Annotated in this window: 16 protein-coding genes; all 16 read left to right on the forward strand. The window is 40.3% G+C overall.

Going from position 1 to position 18676, the window contains the following annotated elements; translation table 11 throughout:
• On the forward strand, positions 1 to 1573 hold a 1573-nt coding region (locus BHC43_RS08960), incomplete at its 5' end, for an RHS repeat-associated core domain-containing protein (RefSeq protein ID WP_180297471.1).
• 1 nt (position 1574) lies between these two features.
• Positions 1575 to 2123, forward strand: a complete 549-nt coding sequence (locus tag BHC43_RS08965; protein ID WP_100157175.1) for an imm11 family protein — start codon at positions 1575 to 1577, stop codon at positions 2121 to 2123.
• 82 nt (positions 2124 to 2205) lie between these two features.
• The gene (locus BHC43_RS08970) at positions 2206 to 3027 is read left to right on the forward strand and encodes an RHS repeat domain-containing protein (protein ID WP_100157176.1); all 822 of its coding nucleotides are present in this window, start codon (positions 2206 to 2208) and stop codon (positions 3025 to 3027) included.
• A gap of 17 nt (positions 3028 to 3044) precedes the next feature.
• On the forward strand, positions 3045 to 3884 hold the full coding sequence (locus tag BHC43_RS08975; RefSeq protein WP_100157177.1) for an immunity 22 family protein: 840 nt from the start codon (positions 3045 to 3047) through the stop codon (positions 3882 to 3884).
• A gap of 619 nt (positions 3885 to 4503) precedes the next feature.
• On the forward strand, positions 4504 to 4983 hold the full coding sequence (locus tag BHC43_RS08985) for an RHS repeat-associated core domain-containing protein (RefSeq protein ID WP_100157178.1): 480 nt from the start codon (positions 4504 to 4506) through the stop codon (positions 4981 to 4983).
• Between the two features lie 80 nt (positions 4984 to 5063).
• A complete protein-coding gene (locus BHC43_RS08990; RefSeq protein ID WP_100157179.1) occupies positions 5064 to 5516 on the forward strand; it encodes a hypothetical protein in 453 nt (150 codons plus the stop codon).
• 379 nt (positions 5517 to 5895) lie between these two features.
• Entirely contained in the window at positions 5896 to 6954 is a 1059-nt protein-coding gene (locus BHC43_RS08995; protein ID WP_100157180.1) for a bifunctional transcriptional activator/DNA repair enzyme AdaA, read from the forward strand.
• A 591-nt stretch (positions 6955 to 7545) separates the two neighbouring features.
• Positions 7546 to 8703 carry a THUMP domain-containing class I SAM-dependent RNA methyltransferase gene (locus BHC43_RS09000; protein ID WP_100157181.1) on the forward strand — a complete coding sequence of 386 codons (1158 nt, stop codon included), beginning with the start codon at positions 7546 to 7548 and terminating at the stop codon, positions 8701 to 8703.
• Positions 8700 to 9443 (forward strand): pseudouridine synthase, encoded by a 744-nt coding sequence (locus BHC43_RS09005; RefSeq protein WP_100157182.1) that lies wholly within the window; start codon positions 8700 to 8702, stop codon positions 9441 to 9443. The genes BHC43_RS09000 and BHC43_RS09005 overlap by 4 nt, the downstream gene beginning before the upstream one ends.
• A 119-nt stretch (positions 9444 to 9562) precedes the next feature.
• Positions 9563 to 10225, forward strand: coding sequence for a CsgG/HfaB family protein (locus tag BHC43_RS09010; protein WP_100157183.1), 663 nt, complete (start codon positions 9563 to 9565; stop codon positions 10223 to 10225).
• Positions 10226 to 10250: 25 nt separating this feature from the next.
• The gene (locus tag BHC43_RS09015; protein ID WP_100151644.1) at positions 10251 to 10610 is read left to right on the forward strand and encodes a DUF4810 domain-containing protein; all 360 of its coding nucleotides are present in this window, start codon (positions 10251 to 10253) and stop codon (positions 10608 to 10610) included.
• Entirely contained in the window at positions 10610 to 11299 is a 690-nt protein-coding gene (locus BHC43_RS09020; protein ID WP_100151645.1) for a DUF799 domain-containing protein, read from the forward strand. The genes BHC43_RS09015 and BHC43_RS09020 overlap by 1 nt, the downstream gene beginning before the upstream one ends.
• Positions 11300 to 11638: 339 nt before the next feature.
• On the forward strand, positions 11639 to 15469 hold the full coding sequence (locus BHC43_RS09030; RefSeq protein ID WP_100157184.1) for a DUF3683 domain-containing protein: 3831 nt from the start codon (positions 11639 to 11641) through the stop codon (positions 15467 to 15469).
• A gap of 396 nt (positions 15470 to 15865) precedes the next feature.
• Positions 15866 to 16309: a hypothetical protein gene (locus BHC43_RS09035; protein ID WP_144078755.1), complete on the forward strand. Its 444-nt coding sequence runs from the start codon at positions 15866 to 15868 to the stop codon at positions 16307 to 16309.
• Between the two features lie 688 nt (positions 16310 to 16997).
• Entirely contained in the window at positions 16998 to 17390 is a 393-nt protein-coding gene (locus tag BHC43_RS09040) for a hypothetical protein (RefSeq protein WP_100157186.1), read from the forward strand.
• 13 nt (positions 17391 to 17403) lie between these two features.
• Positions 17404 to 18672, forward strand: coding sequence for a DNA cytosine methyltransferase (locus BHC43_RS09045; RefSeq protein ID WP_100157187.1), 1269 nt, complete (start codon positions 17404 to 17406; stop codon positions 18670 to 18672).
• The last annotated feature ends 4 nt before the right edge of the window (positions 18673 to 18676 follow it).

Consider the following 18676-nt stretch of genomic DNA (forward strand, 5'->3'; position numbering starts at 1 on the left):
GCTGAGCGAAACCACCGCACAAGGCACCCTTAGCCATCAGTACGACCAACTGGGCAACCGCATCGCCACCACCTTGCCCGATGGTCGTACCCTCAACAACCTCTATTACGGTTCCGGCCATCTGCACCAAATCAACCTAGACGGCACCACCATCACCGACATCGAACGCGACCGCCTACATCGCGAAGTCCTGCGTAGCCAGGGACAACTGAACACCGAATTCAGATACGACCGCAACAGCCGCCTGCAACACAAACAGACCCGACGTGGCCACAACACCATCCTGCCCGACATCCTCACCGACCGCCGCTACCAGTACGACAACCTCGACCGGCTGGTGAGTAAAAAACATACTCAGCAAGGACAGACCGATTACCACTATGACCGCACCGGCCGCATCGAAAGCTGCCGCAACCAGGCCTACTGGGAAACCCTGCAATACGATGCCGCTGCCAACCTACTGGATAAAAGACGCAACCAAGACAGCAGTACCGACAACCAAAACCTGGTCCGCTTTAACCAACTACTCCACTTCCGCGGCCTGCAATACACCTACGACGCACATGGGCGTACCCACAGCAAACAGACCGCCAGCGGTACCCAGTATTACCACTACGATGCCGAACACCGCCTGACCGAAGTTCGTATCGAAAAATTAAACTGTACCGAACGCTACGGCTATGTCTACGATGCCTTAGGCCGACGTATCGAAAAGCACCAGATAGACCGGGCGGGCAAAGCCTGCAACCGTACCCACTTTCTGTGGGACGGACTAAGAATGATTCAGGAAACCCGTACTGACAGAAGCAAAAGCGTCTATATCTACACTGATGAAAGCGGCTATGAACCCTTAGCCAGAGTAGAGACCACCACCGGTACAGAACAAAAGGTGCTGTACTACCACACCGATGTTAACGGTGCCCCGGAAGAACTTACTGATGAAGACGGTCACATTGTATGGGCGTGCAGCTATCAGCTGTGGGGCAAACCGATACAGGAAATCGAACACAGCCAGATACAACAGAACCTGAGGTATCAGGGACAGTATTTAGACAGAGAAACGGGCTTACATTACAATACTTTCAGGTACTATGATCCGGATATAGGCAGATTCACGCAGCCGGACCCGATTGGGCTGTTGGGTGGGTTTAATTTGTATCAGTATGCGCCTAATGGGTTGATGTGGATCGATCCGTGGGGGTTATGGACATATAATTCGATGCCGACAATTGATGGGTTCCAAAAGCATCATATTATTCCACAGAAATTAAAAAATCATGATGTACTTAAAAAGGCTGGCATGAATATTCATTCGGTTAAAAATATAATGTATCTGCCCACTTCAGCTGATGCGCATGCTACTAGAACGATTCACAACGGTTCACATAGAGCATACACACGGGATATAGAAGAGCAACTGAATGAAATTGATAAAAGGGGTCAAAAGGAAAATTGGACACAAAAGCAATACAAAACAGCTTTAAATGAACTAATAAAAACAGAAAGAACTGATTTACGTAGTGGGAAAACTATTTTAAATAAAAATTCAATTAGGCCTTCCAAAGGATGTTGATATGATTTATAGATTTATGATAGGTAATTATCCTGATAGTTATTGGTTTCAATATGACTCAACTGTAGTTGCCAATTACGAATTTTTACAATGCAAGGAGATTCAAACAAATAAACCCTTAGTTTTTAAATTAGAAAATAAAGTAAGTGAAAAACGTTTATTATCTTATGATTTTTTTTTCAGTGATGGTCCTGAATTTATCTCGCCTAGACTTGCCAATTTACTTTCAAACAATCAAGATTTTTTACATGATGTCCAGCTAATAGAGGCAACTATAATTGTTAATGGTCACAGCTATTCTGGTTATAAGGCATTAAATTTTCTTCGTTTAATATCATGTATTGATATGAATAAATCTGAATATATACCATTATTAGAAAGTTTGCCTGATGGACCCAAAAAATTTTATAAAATGGTCTTTAAAGAAAATATAAATGAGCAATTTTGTATGGCACGGTGTGAAGAATCTGAAGGGCGAATTGTGATTTCAGAGTCGTTACGACAGTTTTTTATTAAAAATAAAGTAAAAGGAATAGATTTATACACATAATCCAATTTAGTAAACCTGGCTATTAACAATAGTCAGGCAAGACATCTGATAAACGAAATGCCATCTGTGGGACGGACTAAGAATGATTCAGGAAACCCGTACCGACAGAAGCAAAAGCGTCTATATCTACACTGATGAAAGCGGCTATGAACCCTTAGCCAGAGTGGAGACCACCACCGGTACAGAACAAAAGGTGCTGTACTACCACACCGATGTTAACGGTGCCCCGGAAGAACTTACTGATGAAGCCGGTCACATTGTATGGGCGTGCAGCTATCAGCTGTGGGGCAAACCAATACAGGAAATCGAACACAGCCAGATACAACAGAACCTGAGGTATCAGGGGCAGTATTTAGACAGAGAAACGGGCTTACATTACAATACTTTCAGATACTACGACCCGGATATAGGCAGATTCACGCAGCCGGACCCGATTGGGTTGCTGGGTGGATTTAATTTGTATCAGTATGCGCCTAATGGGTTGACTTGGATTGATCCTTGGGGTTGGGCTCCTTGGAAGAGAGGAGGCTTTGATGACTGGTTTAATAATGCCTCACTCGATGAAATCAGGGCTAATAAAAAAGCAGTTGAAACAGCTTTACGCAATGGTGGAGGCAAACATGAAATGTTCCCTGTTAGCCTAGCAGCAAAAGCTAAATCATTGGGGTTTACTGCTCAAGAATTAAAGGCAATGACGGTTCCCACTAAAGATATTTATTTTGTTGATGTTAAAAATAAAAAAACAGGAGCACTAATTCAAGGAGATCATCATGGTACTAAGGCTGGTTCATATTTTCATAAAGAGTTAATAAGAAGATTAAATAGAGCTAAATCGAAAAAACAAGCAATGGATATAATTGAACAAACCCATAAGAAGCATATGAGATATAAATCAGGATGTTAACTAAGGAATAGTTAAATATGAATAAAATTGATATAAATAAAGTTACCATTCAATTATGGATAGGTAATAATTTTTTAGAAGAAGAAGAATATCAACAATATTTTCATAAATTTGAAGGAATGCAAAAGGATGTATTAAACCCAAAACCAAGATGTTTATTTTGTGCAGATATTGGAGAGATAACTTATATTACAGAAAAATTAGTTGTATTAGAAAGGTTTCCGTCACCTGAAGATATTAATATAGTTATTAATAAAATACAAGTAAATAGAAATGAGAAAAAAAGAATTTATGAAAAATGCATTGAATTAGGCATATCAAAAGCCAATGCCGTTTTTTGGCATATAAATAATGACTTTTCGCTCAATATTGAAGTACAAAAACCTTATAAAGACAATTACAATGGGCTGAAATATATAGGTGAATTTAATGCTGATGAAGTATATCCTTCCGAAATCGAAGATCTTTCATCAGATCAATATTTATGGATCGGCACCAATTTCATGCCAATAGAAAAATACAATAAATATTTTGAGCTGGATTATAGTACTGAAGATTTGGATGACCCTGACTATAAAGTTTGTGATTTTTGTAAGGATATAGGTGATAATTGGTATGATGAAGATTTTATTGGATACCCTGAACCCTTGAAAAAAGAGGTTGATATAGGAAAACTGATTGATAAGTTAATATCGCCTGGATTAGATTGCAGACAAGCAATTATAGATAAATGTCACAGCTTAGGTATCACAAAAGCTAATGCTTTATTTTGGTATGAAGCAAGTGAATTAACACTAAAAAAACCATACAAAGAAAACTATAACGGACTTAAATATATTGGGATATTTAATATTTAATATTGATATACAAATTATTGGTAATAATTAAGACTATATATAGAAGCCTAAGCTATTTTGCTTAGGCTTTCGATTAAAAAATATTTATTATCTGTTTGAATTTATATATAACTATAGTTATTAACCTTCCTCTACTTCAGGCGAAGGACGCTACCAGTACGACAACCTCGACCGGCTGGTAAGTAAAAAACATACTCAGCAAGGACAGACCGATTACCACTATGACCGTACCGGCCGCATCGAAAGCTGCCGCAACCAGGCCTACTGGGAAACCCTGCAATACGATGCCGCCGCCAACCTGCTGGATAAAAGACGCAACCAAGACAGCAGTACCGACAACCAGAACCTAGTCCGCTTTAACCAGCTACTCCACTTCCGTGGCCTGCAATACACCTACGACGCACATGGGCGTACCCACAGCAAACAGACCGCCAGCGGTACCCAGTATTACCACTACGATGCCGAACACCGCCTGACCGAAGTTCGTATCGAAAAATTAAACTGTACCGAACGCTACGGCTATGTCTACGATGCCTTAGGCCGACGTATCGAAAAGCACCAGATAGACCGGGCGGGCAAAGCCTGCAACCGTACCCACTTTCTGTGGGACGGACTAAGAATGATTCAGGAAACCCGTACTGACAGAAGCAAAAGCGTCTATATCTACACTGATGAAAGCGGCTATGAACCCTTAGCCAGAGTAGAGACCACCACCGGTACAGAACAAAAGGTGCTGTACTACCACACCGATGTCAACGGTGCCCCGGAAGAACTTACTGATGAAGACGGTCACATTGTATGGGCATGCAGCTATCAGCTGTGGGGCAAACCGATACAGGAAATCGAACACAGCCAGATACAACAGAACCTAAGGTATCAGGGACAGTATTTAGACAGAGAAACGGGCTTACATTACAATACTTTCAGATATTATGACCCAGATATAGGCAGATTCACGCAGCCGGACCGGATTGGGCTCTTGGGTGGGTTTAATTTGTATCTGTATAAACCAAAAAGAGCTTCTTTTATTTCTGGAACGTCTATAAATGATGTTTTGAGAAACCTTAATAATCAAAAAATAAATCATAGAAATTTATAATATTGAATTGAAAAGTATATGCTAAGATTTACAAACTTTATATAAAACAATTTTTACCTAATCCAAAAAGGGAATTAATAGTGATTGAAATAAATACTTTTATAAAAATAGGTCATGATCAATTTATGAATTTTTTAGCATATAATTATGATATTAAAGATGTAAACAATATTGAGGGCAGCATACATCTGAATATAAACCGTGTTATTTTATTAAAATATAATATGTGTGATTATATTGATAAACTATGGGCTAATTTAGTTCAAGGATTGGAGCAGATAAAAAACAATAACGAATTTAAAACAAATTTCGAGAGCAAACCAATTGAAATAAAACTAAAACCGATGGGAAATGATGTACTAGTTAGTGTTAATAGTAATATGAAAGTTGAAGCTTTAATAAATAAAAAATATTTTATAAAAGCCATGTCTGAACATGCATTATATTTTTTTAATAAACTTTCTGGTTTCAATAAAATTCAAGAAAATCGGTATCAATCGGAAATTGAACAATTAGAACGAATTTGCCTGTAAATTAATTAATCGAAATAATTTATATAAAGATTAGAAAAAATAAACTTATTGTTGATATTAACACTTCACAAAAATAGATATGAAATTCAAATTCATAACTATTCTATTAACTGAAAATTCGACAATAAATTAATCTAACGAATCTCAGTTTCTTTTTATATTTTATTATTTTTGATGAAAGATTTTTATCGAAATTCATTTACCAGCTTCCAAGCTAGCAGCAATATTATTCTTCGTATTTAAATAGTCATCAAATTTTCGGTTGTCACTGATACAAATTTTTCATTAACATCATTTCATCAGATTTAATAATCAACACATTATCGATTGCTCAGCAAAGCCACAAAAACTAAGTCAGAAAAATCTAGGTAGCTAAAACATGCCCATCACAGATAAAAACATTATTCAGAAATACTATCAGGCTTTACTTGCAAAAGATCCTGCATATGTTGGTATTTTCTTTGTAGGAGTGAAAACAACTTCAATATTTTGTATTTCTACTTGCAGAGCGAGAAAACCGAAATTTGAAAATACTGTATTTTATCAAAGCGTAAAAGAAGCCCTGAATGCGGGTTATAGGCCATGTAAAATCTGCCGGCCTACCGAAAATGCAGATGAAGCGCCTGAGCAAATAATCAAAGCAATCAAAATGATTAGCCAAAATCCCAAGATAAAGATATCCGACTCGGTACTAAGAGAGCATCATATCAGTCCGGAAATCGTTCGGCGTTGGTTCAAAAAAAATTACGGCATTACTTATCAGACCTATCAACGTATGTACCGAATCAATCTAGCTTATCAAGAATTGAAAAGCGGCAAAAAAATAACGGATACAGCATTCGACCATGGTTATGAATCACTTAGTGGTTTTGGCTATACATATAAAAAATTTGTCAAAAATGCCCCCTCCAACCAAGCTGAAAACAATATTATCCTGATTAACCGTTTATCCACACCCATAGGCCCAATGTTTATATGCGCCACGCAGCAAGGTATTTGTCTGCTGGAATTTGTAGACCGGCGAATGTTAGAGACGGAGTTTCAGCAATTACAAAAATTACTAAATGGAACAATCATATTTGGCGTAAATAATCATATCCAACAAGCCAGAGCAGAAATTGAGCAATACTTTCAAGGAAAAAGAAAAAATTTTACCGTCGCCCTGCATACCCCGGGGACACCATTTCAGCAATCCGTTTGGGCATGTTTACAAACCATCCCCTTTGGCGAACTATATACGTACAAACAGCAAGCCGAAAAACTAAACCATCCTAATGCAGTCAGAGCAGTAGCCAATGCAAATGGCTTGAATCGGATTGCCATCATCATTCCTTGCCACAGAGTAATTGGTTCCAACGGCCAGTTAACCGGATATAGCGGTGGATTAGAACGCAAACAATGGCTGATTAATCACGAAAAAAGCCATCAGCATTTATAACAACTAAAAACCTTATTTTATAAAACACCCTTCAATCGGACTAATCCTTTTAAGTTCTGGTAAAGACTAATTGAAGATTGTTACCAAAATTATAAGTATTATCAAAATTTTATTATCAAATATGTATCTAATCCGGTAATAAAAAATACTGAATCAAAACAAGTACCACAATATTTCAAGTTTATTGCTTAGGAAAATGGATAGAAGGCATGCTTATAAATGTATCAACCATTAATGTATTGATTCATTCAATCAATCAGAAAACGAAATTTTAATTTATTATTCGAATAATTTTATATTTAAATATCATATTATTTGGATTTCGTAATAAATTTTAATTACTTTAGGTACACTATCCATATACTTGTGAAAATTCACACAGCTCAACCAGCCTAAAATCAGCACGATCGTGATTTGTATTACAGCTAACCAATTGGCTTTATCCACTATACAGTTTCACACTTAATCACTCAAATTTGCGCATCAACCTGTTTAAACCATAGTCAATACATGACTTCAATATTACAATCACACCATTCAGACATGCTTGATCATAACAAGCATAATCATTTTTTCTTTATAAAGTATTGCATGAATTCTTATTCTTTATTTGTAAGCTGCCCGCGCGGACTGGAAACCATATTAAATCAGGAACTGGTAAAGCTGGGCTGCGAACAGATTCACCCTCGCGATGGCGGTGTAGCCGTTAACGGCGATTTAGCTACAGTCTACCGGATTAATCTGCATAGTCGCGTAGCCAGCCGTGTACTCATTCGCCTTAGTAGCGGCCATTTTCGCAATGAAAACGATATTTACCTACAAGCAAAAAAAGTAAACTGGGCCAAATGGTTTGACGTTAAAAAAACTTTCAAAATTCATATCGAAGGCAAACAGGCGCAAATCAACAGCCTGAACTTTGCTGCCCTCAAAGTAAAAGACGCCCTTTGCGACGTTTTTCGCGAACAAAACGGCAGTCGACCCAGCGTGGAAAAATTTCAGCCCGATATTCGCATTCATGTTTTTATCGAAAAAAACGAACTTTCCATTTATCTGGATACTAGTGGTGAAGCCTTATTCAAACGCGGCTACCGCAGCGACACTGGCGAAGCACCATTACGCGAAAATCTGGCTGCTGGACTGCTGTTATTGGCAGGCTACAACGGCAGTCAGCCTTTTATGGATCCATTCTGTGGCAGCGGCACCCTCGCCATAGAAGCAGCATTGATAGCCAGCAACAGCGCCCCCGGCCTAGAGCGTACTTTCGGATTTGAACACCTACTCAATTACGATGCCACCTTATGGCAGCAGCTACGCCGTAACGCATTGTCCGCAAAAAGCCAGCCCCAAGCACCAATTTTTGGTGCAGATATTGAGGGGAAACTAATTGTACTAGCTCAAAATAATGCTCGCTATGCCGATGTAGACCAGTATATCCAGTGGCAGACTGCCGACGCACTGGATACCCGCCCCAATGGCACCAACGGCATTATGCTCAGCAATCCCCCTTATGGTGTGCGCTTGTCTGAAATCCAGTTACTACACGCTTTATACCCTCAAATGGGAAGCTGGTTGAAACAATATTTTGCCGGCTGGCTAATTGGCATGTTCAGTGCCGATCGAGATATGCCCAAACTAATGCGCCTGTCTCCCAAACGCAAGATTCCGCTTTTCAATGGCAATCTGGATTGCCGCCTATTCCTGCTGGACATGGTAGCCGGTTCTAATCGTAATAAAGAGCACAAAGCATGACAACCGAACAGAACGAAGTACAACGTCTGTCCAAACGCATGGCACAATTGGGCTTATGCTCACGCCGTGAAGCTGACAGCTATATCGAACAAGGCTGGGTAAAAGTCAATGGCGTTACAGCCGTACTCGGACAAAAAGTACTAGACTCAGACCGCATCGACCTCGACCGGCAGGCACACCGCCAACAAGCCGAACGTGTCACCATCCTCTTAAATAAGCCTGTTGGCTATGTTAGTGCGCAACCGGAAAAAGGCTATCGAGCAGCCGTCGAACTGATTACCGAAACCAATCATTGGCTGGAAGACAAAAGCCCCATTCACTTTCAGGCTACCCATACACGCCATTTGGCACCGGCCGGCCGGCTGGACATTGACTCTGTTGGATTACTCGTTCTCACTCAGGATGGGCGAATTGCCAAACAGCTAATAGGTGAAAACAGTGGCATAGAAAAAGAATATTTAGTACGCGTCAGCGGACGTTTAGATGATAAAGGCTTGGCACTACTTAACCACGGTCTTAGTTTGGATGGTGAAAAATTGCGGCCGGCCAAAGTAAACTGGCAGAATCAGGATCAATTGAAATTTATCTTGAAACAAGGTAAAAAACGCCAGATACGGCGCATGTGTGAACTTGTCGGCCTGAAGGTAATTGGACTAAAACGAGTCCGCATGGGCAGAATCAAACTTGGTGCCCTTCCCCCCGGCCAATGGCGCTACCTGAGCCCACAGGAAAAATTCTGATACTAAAATTAATAGAGAAATCTAGAAATACAAATTACTTCAGATTTCAACTAATATAATTTTGACATAAAAAAACAGTCTCTATATACTTTGCCCAAATTAATTTAACATAAATAACCATGAATAAATTTTATTTAACCGTATTAAGCGCATTTTTATTATCAGCCTGTGCCACCGAAAGCTCACAGGTTTTAAATGTACCTAAAGTAGAAACCTATCAGCAGACATACAATGGTATAAAAGCTCCATTGGCAGTGGGTAAATTTGATAGCCGTGGCAATATGGGCGGGGGCATTTTCAGTAACAGTACAGACCAATTGACCAGCCAGGCTAAAACCATCTTAATGGCAGATTTGCAGCAAACCGGACGTTTTTCAGTTCTTGACCGTGGCAACATGGATGAAATCAAAAACGAAGCAAATTTCAAAGGAATGAATCAGAAAATTAAGGGTGCGCGCTACGTAGTAACTGGAGCCATAACTGAATTCGGTCGCAGAAATATTGGTGATCAACAACTATTTGGCATACTAGGACAGGGTAAAACACAAGTCGCCTATGCCAAAGTTACACTGAGCATCGTAGACGTACAATCCTCCGAAATTGTCTTTTCAAGCCAAGGGGCTGGTGAATTCAAACTTTCTTCACGAGAAATACTTGGTACCGGTGGCCATGCAGGCTACGACGCCACATTAAATGGAAAAGTTTTGGATCTGGCTATACGCGAAGCAGTTAATAATCTAGTACGCGGTATAGATAAAGGACAATGGAATCCTCAACCTTAAAAATAAATAATTAGGTAAAACCAAAATGAAACATATCTTAACAACGGCCATAGCTGCCTTGTTATTGGCTGCGTGTGCTCAGAACAATCAGCCAGCTCGCACACTTTATTACTGGGGAGATTTTAACAAACAGCAATATCAGACCCTTAATAATGCCCTGACCCCTCAGGAACAAATAGCCAACATGGAAAAATACTTCCTTGATGCACAAAGCAATCAGGCTAAAGCTGCCCCCGGTACCCATGCACATTTGGGCATGCTTTATGCCAAAGTAGGTAATTTAGCCGGAGCCAAGACTCAGTTTGAAATGGAAAAACAAGCGTTTCCTGAATCAACCGCCTACATGAACTTTCTGCTCAAAAATGTAGCCGGAGTAAAATCATAATGCGACTAATCAAACTATTATTACCCTTATCTGTGGCTGCCATACTTTCAGCATGTGGCACCACTGTACAGAAACAGCCCTACGATTACAGCAAATTTCAGCGCACTGACCCCCGTTCAATATTGGTAGTACAGCCAACTAGCTCATCAGTAGAAGTAAAAGCACCCAATGCTGTCTTAGCTCAATCAACCAGACCACTGGCAGAATCTGGCTACTATGTATTTCCAGTCGTTTTGGTCAATGAGACATTTAAAGAAAACGGATTAAATGACGGTGCAGAAATACAGGCTGTTGATTTGAAGAAAATTCGTCAAGTCTATAATCCAGATGCTATCCTGTATATGGATATAGATGATTACGGTACCAAATATCAAGTGATCAACAGCACTACTACAGTAAGCGTTTCAGCTAAATTAGTAGATGCCAAAACTGGTGATATCATTTGGACAGGTGCAAAAAAAATTACCGTTAACTCCAATGATAACGGTAATCAGGGTTTTCTAAGCGCAGTCACATCTGCTTTAATATCTCAGATTAAAGACAAAGTAAAAGACACGGCTTTTGACCTAGCCGGAAATGTTGAAGCAAACCTGCTTTCTGCAGGCAGGACAGATGGTATTCTTTATGGCCCCTATCACCCAGCCTATCAAAAACCGGCCACACAGCTACCGCCTGTGCAAAACCAATAAATGCCAAAGCCCTTTAATTCAAATTAAAGGGCTTTTTTAATGAAATGACAAAATATCAGAAATTTCAAAAAAATAATAAAATCAAAATACAACAAATAAACAACAATAATATTGTTTATAAGCTGAAAATATCTAAAAACAATACCATAGCAAACCAGACTGACAACTTATACATGAAACAAAATCCCATTACATCGTCAGATTTTTCCATTGCCACACATTTCGTTTTCACCTAAATTGTTAGCAGACAAAAATGCGAAATACAGCGTAAATCAGTTAAAATAACCCGTTTACAGATTCATTAATTTAACGCCAGCAGAGCGGAACGGAACACGTTTAATGAGCACACAGACCAATCAGCGCATACGCGAAATTCCCTATAACTACACCTCCTTTTCAGACCGTGAAATAGTTATCCGGCTTTTAGGTAGCCAATCGTGGGAATTATTGCAACAACTGCGCGAACATCGACGTACAGGCCGCTCCGCACGCATGCTGTTTGAAATATTGGGTGACATCTGGGCAGTGATTCGCAACCCCTACCTTATCGACGACCTGCTCGAACATCAGCACCGTCAACAGGCACTGGTCAAAGAAATGCATCACCGCCTAAACGAAATTCAAAAACGGCGCGATAACAACCAGCAGGTTGCCCAGCTCATAGAAAGCACCGAACAGGCCATCAACGATTTTGACAGCAGCTTCGGCAAAACCCGCAGCAAACGCGAGCAAGTATTCAACCGTCTGCGCAAAATCACTCATAAAGACAACATCATGTTTGATGGTCTGGCACGCGTGACACACGTCACCGATGCCACCGACTGGCGCATCGAATACCCTTTTGTTGTCATCAACCCAGACCACGAAAAAGAAGTTGCCCCGCTGGTTCGCGCCCTGATAGAACTTGAACTGACCATCATCCCGCGCGGCGGCGGTACCGGCTACACTGGCGGTGCCATCCCCATGGACGCCATGAGCGCCGTTATCAACACCGAAAAACTCGACCAGTACAGCCCAGTAGCCTTACAAGCATTACCCGGACTTGAAGGCACCCACCCCGTTATCACCTGTGGTGCTGGCGTCGTTACCCGCCGCGTAGAAGAAGCAGCCACAGCAGCCGGTTGGGTATTTGCCGTCGACCCCACCTCAGCCGATGCCTGCTGTATCGGCGGCAACGTAGCCATGAACGCCGGCGGAAAAAAAGCCGTATTATGGGGTACCACCCTCGACAACCTCGCTTGGTGGAAAATGGTTAACCCTCAAGGCCAGTGGCTGAAAATCGAACGTGTGCGCCACAACTTCGGCAAAATCCACGACGAAACCACCGCCATCTTCGATATCCACACCCTAGATAACGATGGCTATTCCATCATCAAAACCGAGCGCCTCGAAGTGCCCGGCCAGCGATTCCGCAAAGTCGGACTTGGTAAAGATGTTACCGACAAATTTCTTGCAGGCGTACCCGGCGTACAAAAAGAAGGCACCGACGGCATCATCACCTCAGCCGCCTTCGTTCTGCATCGCATGCCCAAATACACCCGCACCGTGTGCATGGAATTCTTTGGCACCGTAGCCAACGCCACCCCCTCCATCGTCGAGGTGCGCAACTACATGCTCAACCACAAAACCGTCAAACTGGCGGGGCTGGAGCATCTCGACTGGCGCTACGTCCGCGCCGTCGGCTACGCCACCAAGGCAGCCGGCAAAGGCCGCCCGAAAATGGTATTACTGGCCGACATCGTTTCTGACGATGAAAACGAAGTACAAGCCGCCGCCGCCCACATCGTGCGGCTGGCCAATGCCCGCTGTGGCGAAGGCTTTATCGCCGTCACCCCCGAAGCACGTAAAACTTTCTGGCTCGACCGCTCCCGTACTGCCGCCATTGCCCGCCATACCAACGCCTTCAAAATCAACGAAGACGTCGTTATTCCATTAGAACAGCTCGGTAGCTACTCCGATGGCATCGAACGCATCAACATCGAACTGTCCATCCAGAACAAACTGGCCTTGTGCGCCGCCATCATCGACTACCTGCAAACCAAACTGCCCGTAGACAAACTCGACACCGATTTGTCTAGCGCCGAACTGCTCGGCTCACGCAAACAACATGCACTAGACTACGTCACCAGCATCCAGAGTCGCTGGACATGGCTGCTAAACCATCTCGATGCCCCACTGACAGACTACCTGCAACAATTTCCGCAGAAACTCGAAGACGACGAACCTGTCTCAGACCAAAGCTGCTTTATCGCCATGCGCGACTTTCACCTGCGTGTTTCCGTTAAACGCGATATTATGCAGCCACTGGCAGAAATCTTCAGCGGCAAAACCGACACCCTCATACTGGAAAAACTTGACGAAATCCACCGCCACATCATTCGCGGCCGCGTATTCGTTGCCCTGCACATGCATGCCGGAGACGGCAACGTTCACACCAACATACCAGTAAACTCCGACGACTACGACATGCTGCAAACCGCGCATCAGGCCGTAGACCGTATCATGGCACTGGCACGCAGCCTCAACGGCGTAATTTCCGGAGAACACGGCATCGGCATCACCAAAATCGACTACCTCACCACAGCCGAAATGCAGCCTTACTGGGACTATAAAAAACAAGTAGACCCACATGGCCACTTTAACCGTGGCAAACTGATGCCCGGTGCCAACCTCGACAAAGCCTATACTCCATCATTCGAACTGCTCGGCGTAGAATCCCTAATCATGGAGCAGTCCGAACTCGGCCAAATTGCCCATTCCATCAAAGACTGCCTGCGCTGCGGCAAATGCAAACCCGTGTGCAGCACCCACGTACCGCGCGCCAACCTGCTTTACTCCCCGCGCAACAAAATCCTTGGCGTCGGACTCCTTACCGAGGCATTCCTGTACGAAGAACAGACCCGCCGCGGCGTTTCTCTAAAACACTTTGATGAACTCAACAGCGTAGCCGACCATTGCACCGTCTGCCACCGCTGCATCAAACCCTGCCCCGTAAAAATCGACTTTGGCGACGTAACCGTTGCCATGCGCAACTACCTGCGCAAAGCTGGCAAAAAGAAATTCAACCCCACTGTCTACATGGGCATGGCCTTTCTCAACGCCACAGACCCCAGAACCATCAAAGCCCTGCGCGCAGGCGTAATCAAAACCGGTTTTAGACTGCAAAACTGGGGCTACGAAATGGGCAAACACTTCAGCCTAGGCTGGCTCAAACGCCAGAAAACCGCCCCGCGTGCCACCACCGCCAAACCTGAAATCCGCGAACAGGTTGTCCATTTTATAAATCGGCCACTACCCCGCCACGTACCGATTAAAACCGCGCGTGCCCTGCTTAATATCGAAGACAGCACCACCGTACCGATTATCCGCAATCCGCAGGTAAGCGAAGAAACCGAAGCCGTTTTCTACTTCCCCGGCTGCGGCTCCGAACGCCTGTTCAGCCAGATAGGATTAGCCACACAAGCCATGTTATGGCATGTAGGCGTACAAACCGTACTGCCACCTGGTTACCTTTGTTGCGGCTATCCCCAAACCGCCGGCGGCAACAAAGACAAAGGTGACAAAATCACCATGGACAACCGCGTCCTCTTCCACCGCGTGGCCAACACCCTCAACTATCTCGATATCAAAACCGTAGTTGTAAGCTGCGGTACCTGCTACGACCAGCTCAGCGATTACCATTTCGACAAAATTTTCCCCGGCTGCCGCGTACTAGATATCCACGAATACTTGTTGGAAAAAGGGCTGAAACTTGATGGCATCAAAGGTCAGCAATACCTGTATCACGACCCTTGCCATACTCCCATCAAAACCACCCAGCCAATCAAAGTAGTTAACGAACTGATGGGACAAAACATACCCCTGTCCGACCGCTGCTGCGGTGAATCCGGCATGTTTGCTGTCAACCGCCCCGATATCGCCACACAAGTACGTTTTCGCAAACTGGAAGAAATCGAAAAAGGCAAAGCCAAATTGCCGCAAGGCGAACCAGTAAAAATACTCACCAGTTGCCCCGCCTGCCTGCAAGGGCTTAGCAGATATACCGACGATGCCAATATCAAAGCCGATTATGTCGTGATAGAAATGGCCAAGCATATACTAGGCGAAAACTGGCAGGATGAATTTGTGCAAAAAGCCAGCAATGGGGGGATTGAACGAGTGTTGTTGTAACTAAACGCAAAAAACCTCAGGTCGCGCCAAATAAATGAACGCAACCTGAGAAATTAACACAGCCCATATTTTCAACGCTTATCCTTCTTTTCAATCAATACCCACTACAGATAATCATCAAAAATAAAAGCAAAACAGCTTAAAAAGCACACAAAATAAACAAAACGAATAATATCATTTACTTATTAGAATGCCCACTATTTCAATATTCAAACTATTTATGCATATATAATAGCATTAGAACTAAAACAATTTTTACTGAGTAAAGACAAACATACTCAATTAAAAATAAATTAGGTCAACTAAATAACAACAAAATATTATTAACGATTGAAAACATAAACAAAATACATAAGCTATAATTTAAAAGAAAGGCCAATTACTGTGAAAAACTTCATGAGAAAAAAATTAATTATTTCTCTAGCCGCCATATTAATCATTTTAGGATGCTATCGAATGTATAAAATAAGATTATTACATCAAAATTTGATACATGAAATGCAAACTAGAACCAATAAATACGGATTTATCAACGTTACATTCAACATTACAGGGCAAAATGGAGTTGTCGTCATTGCTCCAGTAAACTGTCTCCCAGAACGTGCCAAAAAAGCCGAAAATCTGGCTGAACAACTCCGAAGTAAAAACATACTAGTAAACCTAGCAAATGAGTTTAATTTCAGAGCGGAATTGCTACCGGACACAAAACCAAAAAAGATAGAGAAAATATTTCAAATGATTAAATATGTAATCAAAAAACCTGCACCAATAGTATCTGTAAACGGCAAATTGAAATCCAATCCTACAATAGAAGACATCCTGAACGAATTGGAAGGATAAAGAATAACCAATTGAAATATAAAATATTTAATCCTTTAAATCTAATTTCGTATCCTCGTCTGAAAAGCAGATAATCATATAATTTATCTGAATTAATTCACCACTCAATATACTATCAATCATTACTTAAAATTAAGTTCCTACCTGACTGAATTAAACATTTCGATTTACAGCTAATACTATACGTTCCATTAAAACATCTTTTATAAATTCATAAAGGAAAGTTGTATATAAAAAAATATTTACAAATAAATAAGAAGATTCATCAGACCAATAGGTAAAATATCTTTTGATTTGTAACCTAGTAGGACTAAATGAATCTACCTATAATCCCAAAAGCAAAGCAGAATACGAAATTATTGAAATAATTTATCATATACAGAAAATAACCATGTAAATCAAATTGTTGCAGCAAATCAGAAATTAAATTTTTTAGATATTTATCAAAATAATTATTTAAGATTTAAGATTTTACGCTAAAAACATATTCAATCATTTATTTATATTAAAATTTATATAAAAATATTTATTAATACATAAAAACCTTGTAATAAATTAACTTTTAAATATTAAAATATTTCAGCAAAAAAATATAAATAATAGTTTTCAAAAAAATTTTTTTAAATTAAGTATTGTTTATATCACAATCTCACTATATAATTTTAAAAATTATCATTATTTTGATACTATGGAACCTAACTATCATTCTATCTCATACCTTGCTAATGCTATTAATACAGCTTTAAAAGTTAAAAAATTAACTATTCGTAAATGTGTTAATTTATATAACAATCGATATTTAAAAGAAATTAAAAAAGGAGAAAAACAATTATTAAACAAAGATTTCATTCAAAGAGTTAGATACAAAAAGTATAAAGTTGTAAGTCAAAGAATTATAGATTTATGTATTTTTTTAGACATTGATCCCTATGAACATTCTAAACAATCAGCAATTTATCCTGAGCTAGAAAATATCAAAAATTTGATACATAAACATCCTGAATTTCGCGATCATTTAAGTAACCTGATTCAAAACATATACGATTTTGCTAATGATACTTTAAAAACAAAAAAGATTTAAAAGGAAAAAATATATGAGATTTATTGATTTGTTTGCAGGACTGGGCGGATTCCATGTTGGATTAGCAAATAATGGTCATAAATGTGTATTTGCTTGTGAAATAGATTCAGAGTTACGAGAACTATATAAATTTAATTATGGTATAGACCCATTTGATGATGTCACTAAAATAGATGTCACTAAAATACCAAACCACGAAATAATTTGTGCAGGTTTTCCTTGTCAGCCTTTTTCTTTAGCCGGTCGAAAAAAAGGAGCTGAATGTCCAAAATCTGGAAAATTGATTGAACATGTCATCAGAATAGCCGATTACCATTCTCCAAAATTTATTTTGTTAGAAAATGTACCGAATATTGTTACCATAGCAAATGGAACCTTTTGGAAATATTTAACAAATTCTTTTGAGAATATCGGGTATAAAATCTATCACAAAATTATTTCGCCAGTTGATATTGGTATTCCTCAGAATCGAAAAAGAATTTTTGTAATCGGTGTTAGAAAAGATATAGATAAAGGAATATTTAATTGGCCTAAAACAACCGGATTAAAAACAGTAAATTTATCAAAAATACTCAATAAAAATAACATTCATAAAAACCTGGAGAGCCCAAAAACAAACCTTTTGAAGCACTGGCAAAAACTATTGGATCAATTATCAATTTCTGAGCTACGTTCAACTTCTATAGTAGCTCCAGAGTTTGGTGCCACATACCCACATAATTTTTCCAAATTACCTTTTGCAGAAATGAAAAAATATAAAGGCGCTTATGGACAAAGCTTAACAAAATGCAAGTCTTGGAAAGAAATAATGCAAAGAATGCCAAATTATACAAAGAAAAAAAATAAAATTCCAGATTGGTTATTAAAATCTGCTTTATATACAAGAGAACTTTATACACAAAATTCTGACTTATGTATGGAATGGTCTAAAACCCTAGAGAAAAAAAATAATAGCTGGCAAATACTTGAATGGAGAGGGAAATTCAATGATTTAAATATCTATAATCATTTAGTGCAATTCCGTGCATCAGGGATCAGAATATTACAGGCTAATGTTGCTCCATCATTAATTTCAATGACTCCCACGCAAATTCCAATAATACCTACAGAAACTCGATATCTTTCCCCTTACGAGGCAGCAAAATTACAGAATCTACATAAGTTAAAGTTACTCCCTCATGGAACTGTAAAATCATTTAAAGCATTAGGTAATGCTGTCAATGCAAAGATTATTGAAGTTATTACCAGGAATCTAAATATAGATTATGGTATATTAAGATAAATTA

It is taken from the genome of Snodgrassella alvi, assembly GCF_002777855.1.
Classification (GTDB): domain Bacteria; phylum Pseudomonadota; class Gammaproteobacteria; order Burkholderiales; family Neisseriaceae; genus Snodgrassella; species Snodgrassella alvi_E.